Source organism: Rickettsiales bacterium (assembly GCA_035765535.1).
In the GTDB taxonomy this organism is placed as follows: Bacteria; Pseudomonadota; Alphaproteobacteria; order Rickettsiales; family JABCZZ01; genus JABCZZ01.
Genome location: DASTXE010000004.1, coordinates 277755 through 292965 on the forward strand (window position 1 = coordinate 277755; position 15211 = coordinate 292965).

Here is a 15211-nt window from a genome sequence, read left to right on the forward strand (position 1 = left end):
CCGGACTCTAGTAGCATTGGAGTATGGGGATTTACTGCGGCAACGGCAAATTTAGGGGCGCTACCCGGACGTTTTAGAAATTTATGACGCTGATATATTCAAGCCGGTACCAATCCACATACGGCTTAACGGTGACCTTGTCTTTGGAAATAGCAGTCACGATACCGATGGGAAGCCCCGGAGCCAGCAACGCGCCGTCGCTGGAAGTGACGATCTTCTCGCCCACTTTAAGCTTGCTGTTTTCCGGCAGGTAAAGCAGGGAGAGCGTGTCGCTGTCGTCCCCTGCCACGATAGCATGTTCGCGCGAGCCTTCCGCCATGACCGGGATACGTGAGTTGATATCCGTCAGCAGCAGCACACGGGAGGTTTTATCCCCGGCTTCGATCACGCGGCCCACCATACCTTTGTCATTGATGACAGCGGAATCCTGCTGCACGCCGTTATCCGTACCGGAAGTAATAAGCACGGAGCGGGAATAAAGTCCGCCCGCATCCACTGCCACCCGGGCGGAGGTATAAGTCTGCTTGCCTACAGGAGCAAATTTGAGCAATGCTCTCAGGCGTTCATTTTCCGTCTTGATCTGCAATGCGGAAGAATAAGCTTCGCGCAGGCGGGCATTTTCATAACGCAGCGTAGCGTTCTCATCCCGCAAGTGAATCGTTTCCTGCACCCATGCCCCCGCAGCCGCCATGGTATCCAGCGGCTTGGCCAGCACGTTGACCGCAGGCGCAAGCACGTCGGCCAGCCCCATGCGGACATGGCGCTCGAAATCACTGTGATTCTTGCTCTGGGAAACCAGCCAGATGGAAGCGATAAGCATCGACATAACCGCCAGACGGGCAATGATAGGCCGGTAATTTATCGTCAGTACGCTGGTCTGGAAATAGTTATGCTTCACGTATCAAATCCTGCCTTTTAGATGGTGCTTTACACAACAAGAATAGTATAGAATTTTTATAAGCTGAAAACAAGAGCAACTATCACGCAAATCGTTGGCGGGCGAAGATTTTTCTGTCAACACCCTTTTGTGTAGTAACCCTGCAACTAGAATAGGGCAAAAAGGTTAAACTTCCCTTAACCATTGGCGGCTTTTTCGACTTTTTTCTCTCCTTTCACGCACAATCGCGGTCATTAATTGATTCGCCCCCTTGTAAAACGATATTTGCTACCTATATTCCTACTCAAGCTGAGCGATTCGGCATAGAAACATTTTGTCCAACGGAGAAAAAATATGAGCAAAGTCATAGGGATAGATCTTGGAACCACGAACTCGTGCGTCGCCATCATGGAAGGCAAGAACGTGCGCGTGATCGAAAATTCGGATGACGGGCTGCGCACCACCCCGTCCATCGTTGCCTTTACCGAAGGCGGCGAAATGCTGGTCGGCAACACGGCAAAACGCCAGGCCGTGACCAATTCCGGCGATACGATTTTCGCGGTAAAGCGCCTGATCGGCCGCACGTTCGACGATCCGACCACGCAGAAAGACATCAAACTCGTTCCTTATAAGATTACCAAAGCCGACAATGGCGACGCCTGGGTGGAAGCTAAAGGCAAGAAATACAGCCCCAGCCAGATCAGCGCCTTCATCCTCACCAAGATGAAGGAAACCGCTGAAAGCTACCTCGGCGAAAAAGTGACGCAGGCCGTCATCACGGTTCCCGCTTACTTCAACGACGCCCAGCGTCAGGCCACCAAGGACGCAGGCAAGATCGCAGGGCTTGACGTGCTGCGTATCATCAACGAGCCGACCGCTGCCGCGCTTGCTTACGGTCTCGACAAGGTAGACGGTAAAGCCAAGAACATCGCCGTATATGACTTGGGCGGCGGTACGTTCGACGTATCCATCCTTGAAATCGGCGACGGCGTATTCGAAGTGAAAGCCACCAACGGTGACACATTCCTGGGCGGTGAAGACTTCGACATGCGCATCCTGGATTTCCTCGCTGACGAATTCAAAAAGGAATCCGGCATCGACCTGCGCAAGGACAAGCTCGCACTGCAGCGCCTGAAAGAAGCTGCGGAAAAAGCGAAGATCGAACTCTCCGCCACCACACAGACTGAAGTGAACCTGCCCTTCATCACGGCGGATGCAAGCGGTCCGAAGCACTTGAACGTGAAGCTGAACCGCGCGAAGCTGGAAGCCCTCGTAGACGATCTGGTCCAGAAGACCGTCGGTCCCTGCAAAGCCGCACTGAAAGATGCCGGCCTTTCCACTTCGGAAATCGACGAAGTGATCCTGGTAGGCGGTATGACCCGTATGCCCAAGATCACGGAAGTCGTGAAGTCGCTCTTCGGCCGCGATCCGCATAAAGGTGTGAACCCGGACGAAGTTGTGGCCATGGGCGCTGCGATCCAGGCTGGCGTACTTAAAGGCGAAGTGAAAGACGTGCTGCTGCTCGACGTGACCCCGCTGTCGCTCGGCATCGAAACGATGGGCGGTATCTTCACGCGCATCATCGACCGCAACACCACCATCCCGACCAAAAAGAGCCAGGTCTTCTCGACCGCGGACGACAACCAGACCGCCGTTACCATCCGCGTTTCGCAGGGTGAGCGCGAGCTGGCTGCCGACAATAAAATGCTCGGCCAGTTCGACCTCGTAGGCATTCCGCCCGCTCCGCGCGGCATGCCGCAGATCGAAGTGACCTTCGATATCGATGCGAACGGCATCGTCAACGTATCCGCGAAGGATAAGGCAACCGGTAAGGAACAGCAGATCCGTATCCAGGCTTCCGGCGGTCTGTCCGAAGCAGACATCCAGAAAATGGTGAAAGACGCTGAGGCGAATGCTGAAGAAGATAAGAAGCGCCGCGCCAATATCGAAGCCAAGAACCACGCTGAAAGCATGGTGCACTCGGTGGAGAAGAACCTTAAGGAACATGGCGACAAAATCCCGTCTTCCGACAAGGAGCAGATCGAACGTGATGTAGAAGCGCTGAAGAAAGCCCTCGAAAGCGAAGACACGGACGAGATCAACACGAAGCTCCAGACGCTCACGGAATCTTCCATGAAGCTCGGCGAAGCGCTCTACAAAGCGCAGCAGGCTGAAGGGGCAGCAGCTCCGGGCGGACAGGCTGGCACCGAAGATGCGACCGCGACCGGCGGCAGCAACGAAGGGGTTGTCGATGCTGAGTTCGAAGAAATCGACGAGAACAAGAAAAAATAAGACGTGACAAGTGGCAGGGGATAAGTGACAAGTGTCGCTTTGAACCTGCCATTTGCCATATTAAGGACTCTCTACGGTTTATGTCACAAAAGCGCGACTATTACGAAGTATTAGGTGTTTCTCGCAACGCGGATGCGGATGCCCTGAAAAAAGCATACCGCAAGCTTGCCATGCAGTTTCACCCGGATAAGAATCCCGGCGACAAGCAGGCGGAGCAGAAATTCAAGGAACTTAACGAAGCTTATGACGTCCTGCGTGACGATCAGAAACGCGCGGCTTACGATCGCTTCGGTCATCAGGCTTTTGAAAACGGCATGGGCGGCGGACGCGGCGGCGGTCATCCGGGCGCTGGCGCAGCCGGATTCGATTTCTCTTCCAGCTTCGCCGATATCTTTGAGGATTTCTTCGGCGGCGGTAGCGGTATGGGCGGTGGCGCACGCAGCGGCGCAGGCAGTCAGGCACGCGGTTCCGACCTGCGCTATAACCTGACCATCTCGCTGGAAGACGCCTTCAAAGGTAAGCAGGAAAATATCAAAATCACGACCTCTGTCGGTTGCGACGCCTGCCAGGGCAGCGGCGCGGAAGCAGGCAGCAAGCCCATCACCTGCCCCACCTGTAACGGTGCGGGCCGCGTGCGCGCAAGCCAGGGCTTCTTCACGATCGAACGTTCCTGCGCATCTTGCCAGGGAGCAGGCAAGATCATCAAGGACCCGTGCCGCAAATGCGCAGGCTCAGGTCGTATGCGTAAAGAAAAAACGCTGCTGGTCAATATCCCCGCCGGTGTCGAGGAAGGCACGCGCATTCGCCTGGCCGGTGAAGGCGAGGCAGGATTCCGCAGCGGCGAAGCAGGCGACCTCTATATCTTCCTGTCTATCCGCCAGCATCCGTTCTTCGTGCGCGATGGCAGCAACCTGCTGTGCAAGATCCCCATTCCCGTCACAACGGCAGCGCTCGGCGGCAGCATTGAAGCCCCGACGATTGACGGCGGCAAAGTCAAGGTAACCATTCCCGAAGGCACGCAAAGCGGCCACCAGTTCCGCCTCAAAGGCAAGGGCATGTCGTCCATGCGCGGCCCGCGCGGCGATATGTATATCGAAGTCAGCGTGGAAACCCCGGTCAATCTCAATAAAAAGCAGAAAGACTTGCTGAAGGAATTCGAGAAAACCGGCGGCCATACCAATCCGGCTTCGGAAGGGTTCTTCAGCAAGGCAAAGGAATTCTGGAGCTCCATGGAGTAATATGAAAGCGCTTTACGCGGTTATCATATCCCTGTTTCTTCCATTAGCGGCCTTTGCTGCCGCTCCTGACACTACTGCTGACTCTTATATCGCCTGTGGCTGCGGGTGCTGCCTGCTCGACCGGAGTCCAATGCCCGAGACTTGCGTAAAAGATGCCGAAGCCCTGCAGCAGGTCATCCAGCAAGACAAGGAAAAAGCCCACTCACCTGATTGCCCTGTAGCGGGCTGCACCTACGGCACGAAATACACCATCTGCCACTCACAGGAACCGCGGGCACTTCCCGGAACCCGATGACGCGGAACATCATCTGAAACTGGTGAGAATACTTCGCCTAACGCCTCATAGTTCCCGGACGCCTTTGTCCTCTCGCTTCCCAAGAAGATTGCTCTACCTGTGCTGCCTGCTTGTGCTGCATGGCTAATTGCAAAAACCGGGCAGCAAACTGGCTGCCGTCTTCATAGTCAATTTCATGCGTAGGTTTTACTTGCGTTGCTTCAAGCAGCTTTCCGGCTAATTTTCCTGCACCGTCTGAACCTTCCAGTTCCGCTTCGGTTATCATAGCAGCAATACCATGCTCCGAGAAAAACCGGGCACGATTTTCATTCTCATAAGACCATCCCCGGAGTGTGCGTGGAATAACAACAAAAGGCTTATGCTGCGAGGCAAGTTCCAGCGTGGCGTTATAACTTCCCCTTACAATAGCGGCTTTGCAATTGGCTATATCATAGGAGAAGTCTTCATTATTATAACTACGCATAACCGTTATTTTTCCACTGCCTTCTATCCGTGCTTTTTCCTCAAACGCTCTGAACACCTCATCCGGACAATCATTGGAAAGTACGATCTTCCACGGCTGATCCGCAAAGAGGCTCTGCTTACTCGCTTCTATAGCCTTATCAAAGAATAATTGATCGCTGGGCTTATAGCCGCCGCTGGAAAACACCATGACTGGCTGTTTCTCAGAAGGCAACGGATGATCATTCGGTGGTCGGTCTGCAAGAATATGCCCCAGCTGCTCCGGTTCCGGAACTATACCTGGTGTGGGCGTATTTTCTTTATAACCCTCCACCAAAAGATGATCGAAAGGTTTAAGCCGCTCCCGCCTCTGTTCTGTAAATTCAAGAGTAGCACAATCGTCCCGCGCAATCGTTACAATGGGAAGCGGTGCGCCTGACTCCCGGCGGTATTGCGCGACTGCATCCACATCAGGGACGCGAGACGCGTTATAAGAGAGAGGATGAAATTCAAATACGGCGATATCCGGTTTGAAATCACGCGCGATTTCCATCACCTTGTCAGTACGCAGTTTCTGATAATCAGGCCGGTCTTCATAAAGACTTCCATCAGGGGTATAATTGCCTTCCGTGGCACGATCGATCCTTGGCAATTTCCTCAATGTTCCTTCGAAATCAAATATCTGTTCATCAATATCACCAGAGACGACTATAACCTCTCCTCCCATCTCCCGGATACGTTTTGCAAGAGTGCTGGCAATTCTTGCATGCCCAAATGTTCTCTCTGTTTCAACAAACAGCATTACACGCGGTGGATGGCCATATTGTTCTGTAAACGCATCGACCTGACGTTGTATTTCGCGATACCGTGCAGATTTGTGCATAAGGAAACATACCCTGATAAGACGAGGAAGCAATGAGGATGCACACTTTATCCTCTAATACTTAACAATGGGTTAACGCGTCAGGAGATAGGAAGAGCTATTAATACTCCACCGCAACAGGATCAAGACTCCGCCACAGATACCATGTCGCCACGGTGCGATAAGGCCGCCATTTCTCCGATCGCTTGCGTATATCCGCCAGCGTCAGTTTCTTGCCCTTGCCGTAATGCAGCTCGACCGCTTTTTGCAGCCCGATATCCGCCAGCGGAAACACATCCGGCCGCATGAGGTGGAAAATCAGGAACATCTCCGCCGACCATTTGCCGATCCCCTTGATCGAAACCAGTGTCTCTATTACCTCTTCATCGTTCTTCGCGTGCCAGTCATTGCCGGGGTTATTCAGGAAAAATTGCGAAAGCTCTTTCAGGTAAAGCACCTTCGAGCGTGAAAGCCCGAACGAACGCAACGTTTCATCATCCCGCTTGAGCACAAGCTCCGGCGTCACCGCGCCCCCAAGCCCTGTTTCGAGCTTCTTCCACACGCTTTCCGCCGCCTTGACGGAAATCTGCTGGCCGACAATCGCCCGCGCCAGCGAGAAGAACGCGCTGCCGCGGCTGGCAAGCGCCTCCCCTTCATATTGCGCCATGATTCCCGCCAGCACCTTGTCTTTCTTGGCAAGGAATGCCTTCGCTTCATCCCAGTAGTCAGGAATGGGGGCGCTTAATGACTTGTTATTCGTGCTCATCGTGCTACTAACAACTAAACAACCCAAAGGTTATATTTCCATGACCCATACTATTTACGATATTTGCGGCATCGGCAATGCTATTGTGGACATTCTTGCTCATGCGGATGAAGAGTTCATCCGCGAGCAGAACCTGCTCAAGGGCGCCATGACCATGATCGACGAAGAACGCGCCGAAGAGCTTTACGGCCTGATGGAAGGCACCGCCAAGGAATGTTCCGGCGGTTCCGCTGCCAATACGATGGCGGGCATTGCCTCGCTCGGTGGCATGCCGGCCTTCATCGGCAAGGTCAAGCAGGATGGTCCCGGCGAATCCTTCCGCTACGATATGCGCACCATCGGCGTGCATTTCGACACGCCCGCCCAGGCGGACGGTAAGGCAACCGCGCGCTGCTATATCTTCGTCACGCCGGATGCCCAGCGCACCATGAACACCTATATCGGTGCCTGCGCGGAACTGACCGAGGACGACATTAACGACGCGCTTGTCGCGCATTCCAAGATCACCTATATCGAAGGCTATCTCTGGGATACGCCCAACGCCAAGGCCGCGATCCGCAAGGCGTTGAAAGTAGCACATGATTACGATCGCACGGTCGCCTTCACCCTGTCGGATATATTCTGCGTCGACCGCCACCGTCAGGATTTCATCGAATTGATCGGCTCGCATATCAACATCCTGTTCGCCAACGAAAACGAGCTGAAATCCCTTTACCAGACCGACAATTTCGACCGTGCAGCAGAAATGGTGCGCGGCAAATGCGACATCGCAGTGTTAACCCGCAGCGAAAAAGGCTCTCTCATCGTAACGAAGGACAATACAATCCATATCGAAGCCGGAAAAGATCTGGATGTGGTGGACAGCACCGGCGCGGGGGATCTCTATGCAAGCGGCTTCCTGCACGGCTTTGCACAGGGCATGGATCTGAAAGCCTGCGGAGAAATTGCCACGCTGTGCGCATCCGAAATTATCCAGCAGATCGGCGCCCGCCCTCAACGTCCCTTAAATCAATTGATTCAGCATAAAAATAAGGTGAAGGCATAATAACGCCTTCACCTTCAAGTCTGGGCTGCAAACCTTTACTTCTGCTTACCTTCGGATTCCTGCCGTTTGCCTTCCGGCGCCTTTTCGGCAAGATGTTTCCAGTGCGCATCCATATGCTGGGCGACGATCTCGCGTTCATCCGGCGAAAGCTGTGGTGCAACTTCCGCAAAGCCTGCGCACATATTGTCATGGATCGCCATCTTCAGCCGCACGAGCTCTTTATGGCGTGAGAGGAATTTCTCTTTATCGAACTTCGGTGCAGTCAGCACGGCGCGCATCTGCTGGTAGACATCCTTTTCCTTCAATATAAGCGGCTCGTTCTGCTTGCGCACCTGCTCCATGGTCTTGTGCAGCAATTCGCGTTTGTTATCAGGCAATGCTTTGTCCCAATCAACATCCTCATGCGCATACGCGCTGACGGCGCCCGTGATAAGCCATAAAGCCGTTCCTAAAGCCAGCATCGTGCTTTTCATACATTCTCCTTTTTGAAAGACCGCGCCCTGAAATCGCCCGGATGAACGTGATACGGGTGAATAAAGGAAACTACTCGCTGCGCTGGAAAAAATAATCGCTGTTATTTGTCGGCAGCGTGGCAAACCGCTGTGACTTCCTGCTTGTCCAGCCTGCCGTTATGGTCACGGTCGAGTTCGTCGAAATTCTTCTGCACCTGGGTCAGGAATTCATCCTGCGTCACCTTGAAATCAAGGTTAGTATCCGCAGACATAACCGGATCTATCAGCAGCATGGATTCCGAGCCGCTTTCGCTGTCATGCCGTATAGAGGGCTTACGGCTCCGCTTGCTTTCGCGCCGTTCGGCGCGTTGTTCCGCAAGCTGAAGACTGCGCCAGTACGGCGCGCGGTAACGGTCCAGTTCTTCCGATACAAGGTAACCGTTATGATCGATATCCATGCGCTTGAACTGGGCCTTCGCATCCGCCAAGAATTCTTCCCGGTCAAGCACGCCGTCATGATTTGTGTCGGCCTGCGCAAGCCAGTTGGAAAATGCCTGTTCGCAAGGAGGATTGCCAAGGCTTCCGCCATTCAGCGGTTCACCGTTCGGACTGTAAAGCACCTTGATAACATGCTTGTGCGGCTCATCGTCGGAACATGCAGCCAGCAGCAGCGGAAGCAGCAGAAGGCTTGCAAAGCACCGCATGAAGCTAGCCATTTACCATCGCCTCGATCGCCATGATATAACCGAACGCGCCAAAGCCCGAAACGACTCCGCGCACAGCGCGTGAAGTGTAGGTATGATGGCGGAATTGCTCGCGGCGGCAGATATTGGAAAGATGCACCTCAATCGCCGGAACATCCACAGACAGCAGCGCATCCATCAGCGCCACTGAAGTGTGACCGAACCCGGCCGGGTTGATGATGATGCCCGCCCCTGCTTTGCCCGCTTCCTGAACCCAGGTGATCAGTTCCCCCTCATGATTGCTCTGACGGAAATCGACCGTGACGGAAAGCGTGCGCGCCTTGTCCTCGCACAGCTTGCGGATGTCGTCCAGCGTCTGCTTTCCGTAAACCGTGGGCTCTCGCGTCCCCAGCATATTCAGGTTAGGACCGTTGATGATGAAAATCTGTTTCATACGCTTTATCTGGTTTGTGCCGCAGCCGGGGCTGTTTGAGGCATCTGGTTATCCGAACCATCGGTATTGAAATCGATTGTAGATTTTTTATACGCCCTGCTCAAAGCAAAAATGGTTTTGTTATCCGTTAATTCGCATGCCTGCGTGTTTTTAGCAATACAGGAAAATTCAAAAACGGTGGGGCGCTTGTCACCGACGAGGAAATACACATAGTACAATCGGTGGGCGGGGTTACTGACGCTATCCTTGAACACGAGCTTCGGCATTCCCAGCGCATATTCCACCATTTCCGCCGTCGCGCCGATGAAAACCATATGCTTGAGAAGGATTTCTTTTTCCGTCACGCCAATGCCCGTAAGCCGCTTGATACGGTCCTGGCGGTAATGCTCGTATTTGGATAAGCCAGTGATTCCGAAGACGTCGACCTTCACGATGAGGTCGTTCAGTTCCTCCGGTTGGTACTCCTGCATGTAGCTGAGCCCTATGTAAACCATAAGGACAGCCACGATATATGGCAGTACACGCAGCATGATAAAAACAGGTCACCCTTCTAGCTAAATACCATAGAATTAAAGGTAAATTATAGGGGTTATTTATTAATTTAATATTAAGTGGAGGTTTGTTTTTGGTTAAGAAATTGGATATTCCGGGCATTACGCAATTTGATGTGCACTGTCGCAATCTTGCATCATGCCTCCTGTTAAGAGACTACATCCGGCATCAACACAACCAAAAGAGGCCATTACAGAATGCTTATATGAAGAATTTGTTTCAAAACACCACGCGTTCAAATCGTCACGAAAACTTCTGTACCTCTATGCGCCAATCTGTGTTAGGCTATATGTATGATGTGCAAGACTTATATCAGGTCATTATTCAGCTTGCGCCACGCTATTTTCGGCGCCGTGCTGACACTCATGCTCGCGTTGGCCCCGGCGATACAGGCCATGCAGCCTGCACTGCCGGTCAACTGGCCGCAAAACAGCATCAGCTGGAACCAGTTACAGGCGCTGATGGCTGGAAATCCGGGATATAATCAGTTCAACATCCGTTTTCCCAATGGCTTTGTCTGGAATGCAGATGCCGGAACCGTCCAAAACCTTTATAACGCCTATACCCAGCACGCCCAGACTTTAGGCTACGCCGGCAACAACATCCCTGCACTGGTGTTTTCCTCCCTGAATAATGCATCGCGCCTCACCGGCGGAGCGATGACCGTGCCGCTGAACCGGATCACCCAGGCCTCGCAAAGCACCATGCAGAACATCATGAACCAGCTGGATTATGAAAAATACCACCTTGCCAGCTATCTTCCCGACTGGCTGAAGAACATTATCGTCATGATTTGCAATGGGTTCTCCATATTGTTTGACACTATGGCCGATGAATTCCACCAGTGGTTCGACTAGGCCGTAATCCCCTTTAAATGCATATTTCCAAAACAAGGGCTTACGGAAAGCGCCGCTTTCGTGTAGAAAAGCGGTAAACTTACCGTAAAACCTGCATTTATTTTACAAAACTCATATGTTTAATTCCCTTTCCACCAAAATAAACGGTGTATTAAATAAATTACGCGGTCGCGGTGCATTGACCGAAGCCGATATCGACGAAGCACTGAGAGAAGTCCGCATCGCGCTGTTGGAGGCCGATGTCGCCCTGCCCGTCGTGAAACAGTTCACGCAATCGCTCAAGGAAAAAGCCGTCGGCGCGGAAGTGGTAAAGAGCATTTCGCCGGGCCAGATGGTTATCAAACTCGTGCAGGACCACCTGACCGAGTTGCTGGGCAGCGAATCCGCCGAACTGAATCTGGCTGCCACTCCCCCGGTCGTCATCCTTATGGCAGGTTTGCAGGGTTCCGGTAAGACCACCAGCACCGGCAAGCTCGCCCTGCGCCTGAAAAACCGCATGGGCAAGAAAATCCTTCTGGCCTCGCTGGACGTGTACCGTCCGGCAGCGCAGAAGCAGCTTGAAGTCCTCGCTCAGCAGGCAGGTGTCGGGTCTCTTCCCATCGTGGAAGGCGAGAAACCGGAAGCCATTGCGCGCCGCGCACTCACCACGGGTAAGCAGGAAGGCTATGACATCATCATGCTCGACAGTGCAGGCCGCCTGCATATCGACGACGAGTTGATGGACGAGCTGAAGAACGTGAAACAGATCGCCAATCCTCTGGAAACCTTGCTGGTGGCGGATGCGCTCACAGGTCAGGACGCAGTCAATATCGCACGCCAGTTCCATGAGAAAATCGGCGTGACAGGCATTATTCTGACGCGTCTGGACGGTGACGGGCGCGGCGGCGCGGCGCTCAGTATGCGTTCGATCACAGGCCAGCCTATCAAATTCGCAGGCGTCGGCGAAAAGCTCACCGATTTCGAGGAATTCCACCCGGCGCGTATCGCCAGCCGTATTCTGGACATGGGCGACGTCGTTTCGCTCGTAGAACGCGCGGTCGAAAATATCGACAAGGAAGAAGCGGAGAAGATGGCCGCCAAATTCCAGGAAGGTTCTTTCGACTTCGACGATCTGCTCTCTCAGCTGCGTAACATGAAAAAGATGGGCGGACTGGGCAGCCTGATGGGCATGCTCCCCGGTATCGGCAAGATCAAAGATAAAATGGGCGAGGCAAATATTGACGAGAACATTCTTGCGAAGCAGGAAGCCATCATCATGTCCATGACGAAAAAAGAGCGCAAGAACCCGAAACTCCTGAACGGCTCACGCAAGCTGCGCATCGCGAAAGGCTCCGGCACGACCGTGCAGGACGTCAATAAGCTGTTCAAGGCCTGGCAGCAGATGGAAGGCATGATGAAGCAAATGCGTAAACTGGGCAAGAAAGGTTTCCTGCGCTCCGGGGGACTGAAAAACTTCCTCCCAATGTAAAATCCTGCCGCAGGATTGGCAGAAATATTAGGTTATCTTAACAAAAACAATTATATTGATTGAATATTCTATATAATAAGACAATCAATAATATATTTTTGCATACCAGATTCCGGCCGTCACAAAAAATTCACTACGCCCGCATACCCGCGCCGTGCTACCCTTTTTGCTTATCCATTGGCGCGCGCGGGGACAAAGATGTTCCACTATTGCTTATGCGTTCCGCCAATTGCGGCACGACGTAATGCAAGCACGACGCGCCACATATCCAAGCCACGAGCAGCCGCTCAAGGCTTTGATGCACCGGGAGGTGACAGAGTGTCCCGAGAAGTGCGAAAACATGCACTGGCAGCAGTCGCAAGGTACGATGGGACGCGCGAAGCGGTAACAGAAGCATTCAACCGCTTCGCCCAAGAGTCTGGAAAGGCCCTGGGCAGCGTGCGCCACGCTGTCAATGGCCACGCCTTCGACCTCGCACGTGCGGGCGACCAGGCGACGGACTACACCCAACGTCTCAGCGCAGCACATGCGAAGCTCGCTGTGATCACGGAAGCCTTGGAGGCCGCGCTGGGCAGCGCTGCCGACGAGGAAACCAAGGCGGGCGATACCAGACTGTGGCACGCCCGCATGGAACTGCTGGAAGAACTCTGCGGGATATTGGGAGTCGATCCCAGCATCCTCGCACCGCCGGAGGAGGAGGCCGAAGAGGCCGACGCCACGGCGGTACCAGCAACGGGTGAGCCTGCGGCACGGCGCACCCAGCCCAGGCGCCGCACTCGCAGACGCAGGCGAGGGCGGAGGTAGTAGCCTGCCGGTCCCCTTTGCTCCCCTCGTGGGTCAGCAGGGGGGACCGGCGCGTCTCTCATAACATTCCACATTCACCGACTAACGCAAGAATACAAGACTCCTGAACGGGTCGCGGAAGCTCTGCATGGCAAGGGGCTCCGGCACGACAACCGGACAGAACGTCAATAAGCTGTTCAAGACCTGGCAGCAGATGGGAAGGCATGATGAAGCAGATGCGTAAACTGGGCAAAAAGATTTTCTGTGCTCCGGTGGACTGAAAACCTCAGTCCCGATATAGCACAACCAACATAAGCATCTATTATTTATAAGAATATACTTAAAATAAATCTATTATAAAATTTACCTCAACTAGTAGTTGACAAGAGGACATCATATTCAACATAGTGGCGCGCTACTTTTTCAACAACAATCTAGGAGCGAAACTATGGCTAACGTCGTCAACCACGGTCAGGTTCTTCAAGCACTGACTACCAGCGGTATCATCAACAAAGGGATCACAGTTGATCAATTAACTGCTGCAAGCCAGCAGATCGCCAGCTTTATCGGCGACAAAGTAGCCGACTGGACCTTCGTCTCTCCGAACTATGTCTATAAAGGCAGCGATATCGCCGGCGTTGTAGTAAGCCAGGAAGCACAGGCAAACGTGTTCAAATCGCTGACTGCAAACGGCATCATCAACAAAGCCATCACGCTGGAACAGATCGTTGATGCAAGCCAGCGCGTTTCAGCTCTGGGCGTCGCAGCGGCGAAGGGCGACTGGACCTTCATCTCGCATAACTACGTCTACAAAGGCAGCAACGTTGCCGCTGGTGACATTGCCACGCATATCGCAGGCAGGTAGTTAGTTAACCTGGTGGCGCTCTTCCGCCGTTGAGGGAGAGCGCCATTTCCTTATTCATACCCCGGAATTGACATGAACGTATTGCAATCGATCTTTAAGACCATCTCCGAAAACCTGTCCTTCTTTTCCTTTGAAGAGGAATTCAGTCAGAATCTCTACAAGCGCTTTTCTGAGCTGGCTATTTTCATGCATTACGCGTCGATGGACAAAGACTGCCGCTCCTATGAGGGATACGCAGAGACAGTTGAGCATCTTGCCGCAAAGATGAAATGCATTACCCCGGACGATGTATTCAAAAATTTCTATACGTCCTACCACATCATCATGCCGTATGTATTCATCCGCCCGCACCACCGCATAGACACGCTCGAGAAGACACTGGCAATCGTGTGTGACGGTGAGTTTTATTCCTCCGAAATTCCACCGCACCGCCAGATGGAGTGGAATCTGATGCTCTATAAGCTTGGGCGAAAGAAAACCCTCCAGGCAGAAAAAAGCTCCATCCTGCTGCGTAACCATTATTTACCATTCGTGGACCGCGACCTCGTCTACGCCCTCACACATGCGGTCTTTTACCTCACCGATTTCGGCTTCCGCCAAAAAGCCCCGGCCCGGATCGACATCGACGGAACCGCCTTTCGCATCGCCTGCCTCGTCGCAAGATTTCGCGCAGTGCAGGATGTGGATGTCGCCCTCGAACTCATCATCAGCTTCCTCGCGCTCTATCCCTTCATGCAGGACCGCGCATTGGCAGAAAACCTGCTGGTCGATAGCTGCCTGTTGGCAGACGCACTCCTGCGCGAAACAGATTTCCTGAACCTGATGCCACAAGGCGAGGAAACCATGGAAGAACTGCTGGATAAAAAATACCACACGCTATTCGTGCTCGGCATGCTGCATGCATTGCTGAAATGCCAGGAGGCAAAGACTCCCTTGCCACAGCAAATCAAAGAAACCCTGCTCTTTGCAGATGAAGCCACTCCTGTGCCCACCGTTGTACTGGATGAGCTTGCACCGGTAAAAGCATCTCAGATTATAGAAGCGCTGAAGGCCAAAGCCTACGCCAAAGAATCTTACCATGAATACCGGGATAATTTTGGCCGCTCAGAGCATTTAGAGAAAGAAATCACCTTCTACCTGCGCATCCTGCAGAAACGTAATCAGGAAGGCATTTTGTGGAATAATGAGTTTGAATTCCTCGCCGTGCCCGCTGAACAACAGGCCGCTCTGCAGGTAGACTCACACACCGATCTGGAAGCCAAGATGTGTTACGCCTGAGTC

At 53.2% G+C, this 15211-nt stretch carries 16 protein-coding genes; 7 read left to right on the forward strand and 9 right to left on the reverse strand.

The genetic code is table 11. From position 1 onward, the window contains the following. Positions 1 to 73: 73 nt before the first annotated feature. The gene (mreC, locus tag VFT64_07215; protein ID HEU5047614.1) at positions 74 to 898 is read right to left on the reverse strand and encodes a rod shape-determining protein MreC; all 825 of its coding nucleotides are present in this window, start codon (positions 896 to 898) and stop codon (positions 74 to 76) included. 333 nt (positions 899 to 1231) lie between these two features. Here mreC and dnaK point away from each other — a divergent pair, with 333 nt between their 5' ends. Both dnaK and dnaJ read left to right on the forward strand, forming a co-directional pair. Further along, entirely contained in the window at positions 1232 to 3169 is a 1938-nt protein-coding gene (gene dnaK, locus VFT64_07220; protein HEU5047615.1) for a molecular chaperone DnaK, read from the forward strand. Between the two features lie 80 nt (positions 3170 to 3249). Next, positions 3250 to 4407 (forward strand): molecular chaperone DnaJ, encoded by a 1158-nt coding sequence (gene dnaJ / locus VFT64_07225; protein HEU5047616.1) that lies wholly within the window; start codon positions 3250 to 3252, stop codon positions 4405 to 4407. Positions 4408 to 4450: 43 nt separating this feature from the next. Here the strand turns inward: dnaJ and VFT64_07230 are convergent, their stop codons facing one another. The 3 genes from VFT64_07230 to VFT64_07240 form a co-directional block, all read right to left on the reverse strand. Then, positions 4451 to 4609, reverse strand: a complete 159-nt coding sequence (locus VFT64_07230) for a hypothetical protein (protein HEU5047617.1) — start codon at positions 4607 to 4609, stop codon at positions 4451 to 4453. 130 nt (positions 4610 to 4739) lie between these two features. Continuing rightward, on the reverse strand, positions 4740 to 6026 hold the full coding sequence (locus VFT64_07235) for a hypothetical protein (GenBank protein ID HEU5047618.1): 1287 nt from the start codon (positions 6024 to 6026) through the stop codon (positions 4740 to 4742). A gap of 100 nt (positions 6027 to 6126) precedes the next feature. Beyond that, positions 6127 to 6771, reverse strand: a complete 645-nt coding sequence (locus VFT64_07240) for a hypothetical protein (GenBank protein HEU5047619.1) — start codon at positions 6769 to 6771, stop codon at positions 6127 to 6129. Positions 6772 to 6811: 40 nt separating this feature from the next. Here VFT64_07240 and VFT64_07245 point away from each other — a divergent pair, with 40 nt between their 5' ends. Beyond that, the gene (locus VFT64_07245; protein HEU5047620.1) at positions 6812 to 7816 is read left to right on the forward strand and encodes an adenosine kinase; all 1005 of its coding nucleotides are present in this window, start codon (positions 6812 to 6814) and stop codon (positions 7814 to 7816) included. A 35-nt stretch (positions 7817 to 7851) separates the two neighbouring features. On the opposite strand, the gene VFT64_07250 is transcribed toward VFT64_07245, so the two are convergent. The 4 genes from VFT64_07250 to VFT64_07265 form a co-directional block, all read right to left on the reverse strand. Beyond that, the gene (locus VFT64_07250) at positions 7852 to 8289 is read right to left on the reverse strand and encodes a periplasmic heavy metal sensor (protein ID HEU5047621.1); all 438 of its coding nucleotides are present in this window, start codon (positions 8287 to 8289) and stop codon (positions 7852 to 7854) included. Between the two features lie 101 nt (positions 8290 to 8390). Further along, positions 8391 to 8984 carry a hypothetical protein gene (locus tag VFT64_07255; protein HEU5047622.1) on the reverse strand — a complete coding sequence of 198 codons (594 nt, stop codon included), beginning with the start codon at positions 8982 to 8984 and terminating at the stop codon, positions 8391 to 8393. Then, complete coding sequence (aroQ, locus tag VFT64_07260) at positions 8977 to 9405, reverse strand: type II 3-dehydroquinate dehydratase (protein HEU5047623.1); 429 nt, start codon at positions 9403 to 9405, stop codon at positions 8977 to 8979. Before aroQ ends, VFT64_07255 begins: the two co-directional genes overlap by 8 nt. A 5-nt stretch (positions 9406 to 9410) precedes the next feature. Further along, positions 9411 to 9875, reverse strand: coding sequence for a hypothetical protein (locus tag VFT64_07265; protein ID HEU5047624.1), 465 nt, complete (start codon positions 9873 to 9875; stop codon positions 9411 to 9413). A 375-nt stretch (positions 9876 to 10250) separates the two neighbouring features. On the opposite strand from VFT64_07265, the gene VFT64_07270 reads away from it, so the two are divergent. Then, complete coding sequence (locus VFT64_07270; GenBank protein ID HEU5047625.1) at positions 10251 to 10814, forward strand: hypothetical protein; 564 nt, start codon at positions 10251 to 10253, stop codon at positions 10812 to 10814. A gap of 115 nt (positions 10815 to 10929) precedes the next feature. Then, positions 10930 to 12282, forward strand: coding sequence for a signal recognition particle protein (gene ffh, locus VFT64_07275; protein ID HEU5047626.1), 1353 nt, complete (start codon positions 10930 to 10932; stop codon positions 12280 to 12282). A gap of 500 nt (positions 12283 to 12782) precedes the next feature. Here ffh and VFT64_07280 read toward each other — a convergent pair whose 3' ends face one another. Beyond that, entirely contained in the window at positions 12783 to 13058 is a 276-nt protein-coding gene (locus VFT64_07280) for a hypothetical protein (GenBank protein ID HEU5047627.1), read from the reverse strand. 455 nt (positions 13059 to 13513) lie between these two features. Here VFT64_07280 and VFT64_07285 point away from each other — a divergent pair, with 455 nt between their 5' ends. Both VFT64_07285 and VFT64_07290 read left to right on the forward strand, forming a co-directional pair. Beyond that, positions 13514 to 13930: a hypothetical protein gene (locus VFT64_07285; GenBank protein ID HEU5047628.1), complete on the forward strand. Its 417-nt coding sequence runs from the start codon at positions 13514 to 13516 to the stop codon at positions 13928 to 13930. Between the two features lie 72 nt (positions 13931 to 14002). Next, positions 14003 to 15208 carry a hypothetical protein gene (locus VFT64_07290; protein ID HEU5047629.1) on the forward strand — a complete coding sequence of 402 codons (1206 nt, stop codon included), beginning with the start codon at positions 14003 to 14005 and terminating at the stop codon, positions 15206 to 15208. The last annotated feature ends 3 nt before the right edge of the window (positions 15209 to 15211 follow it).

Excerpts from the sequence above, each read along its gene's own strand:
- VFT64_07245 (HEU5047620.1), top strand. The coding sequence starts at position 6,812 with ATGACCCATACTATTTACGATATTTGCGGCATCGGCAATGCTATTGTG.
- VFT64_07285 (HEU5047628.1), top strand. The coding sequence starts at position 13,514 with ATGGCTAACGTCGTCAACCACGGTCAGGTTCTTCAAGCACTGACTACC.
- dnaK (HEU5047615.1), top strand. The coding sequence starts at position 1,232 with ATGAGCAAAGTCATAGGGATAGATCTTGGAACCACGAACTCGTGCGTC.
- VFT64_07240 (HEU5047619.1), bottom strand. The coding sequence starts at position 6,771 with ATGAGCACGAATAACAAGTCATTAAGCGCCCCCATTCCTGACTACTGG.
- VFT64_07290 (HEU5047629.1), top strand. The coding sequence starts at position 14,003 with ATGAACGTATTGCAATCGATCTTTAAGACCATCTCCGAAAACCTGTCC.
- dnaJ (HEU5047616.1), top strand. The coding sequence starts at position 3,250 with ATGTCACAAAAGCGCGACTATTACGAAGTATTAGGTGTTTCTCGCAAC.
- VFT64_07270 (HEU5047625.1), top strand. The coding sequence starts at position 10,251 with ATGATGTGCAAGACTTATATCAGGTCATTATTCAGCTTGCGCCACGCT.
- VFT64_07255 (HEU5047622.1), bottom strand. The coding sequence starts at position 8,984 with ATGGCTAGCTTCATGCGGTGCTTTGCAAGCCTTCTGCTGCTTCCGCTG.
- aroQ (HEU5047623.1), bottom strand. The coding sequence starts at position 9,405 with ATGAAACAGATTTTCATCATCAACGGTCCTAACCTGAATATGCTGGGG.
- VFT64_07265 (HEU5047624.1), bottom strand. The coding sequence starts at position 9,875 with ATGCAGGAGTACCAACCGGAGGAACTGAACGACCTCATCGTGAAGGTC.
- VFT64_07250 (HEU5047621.1), bottom strand. The coding sequence starts at position 8,289 with ATGAAAAGCACGATGCTGGCTTTAGGAACGGCTTTATGGCTTATCACG.
- ffh (HEU5047626.1), top strand. The coding sequence starts at position 10,930 with ATGTTTAATTCCCTTTCCACCAAAATAAACGGTGTATTAAATAAATTA.
- VFT64_07235 (HEU5047618.1), bottom strand. The coding sequence starts at position 6,026 with ATGCACAAATCTGCACGGTATCGCGAAATACAACGTCAGGTCGATGCG.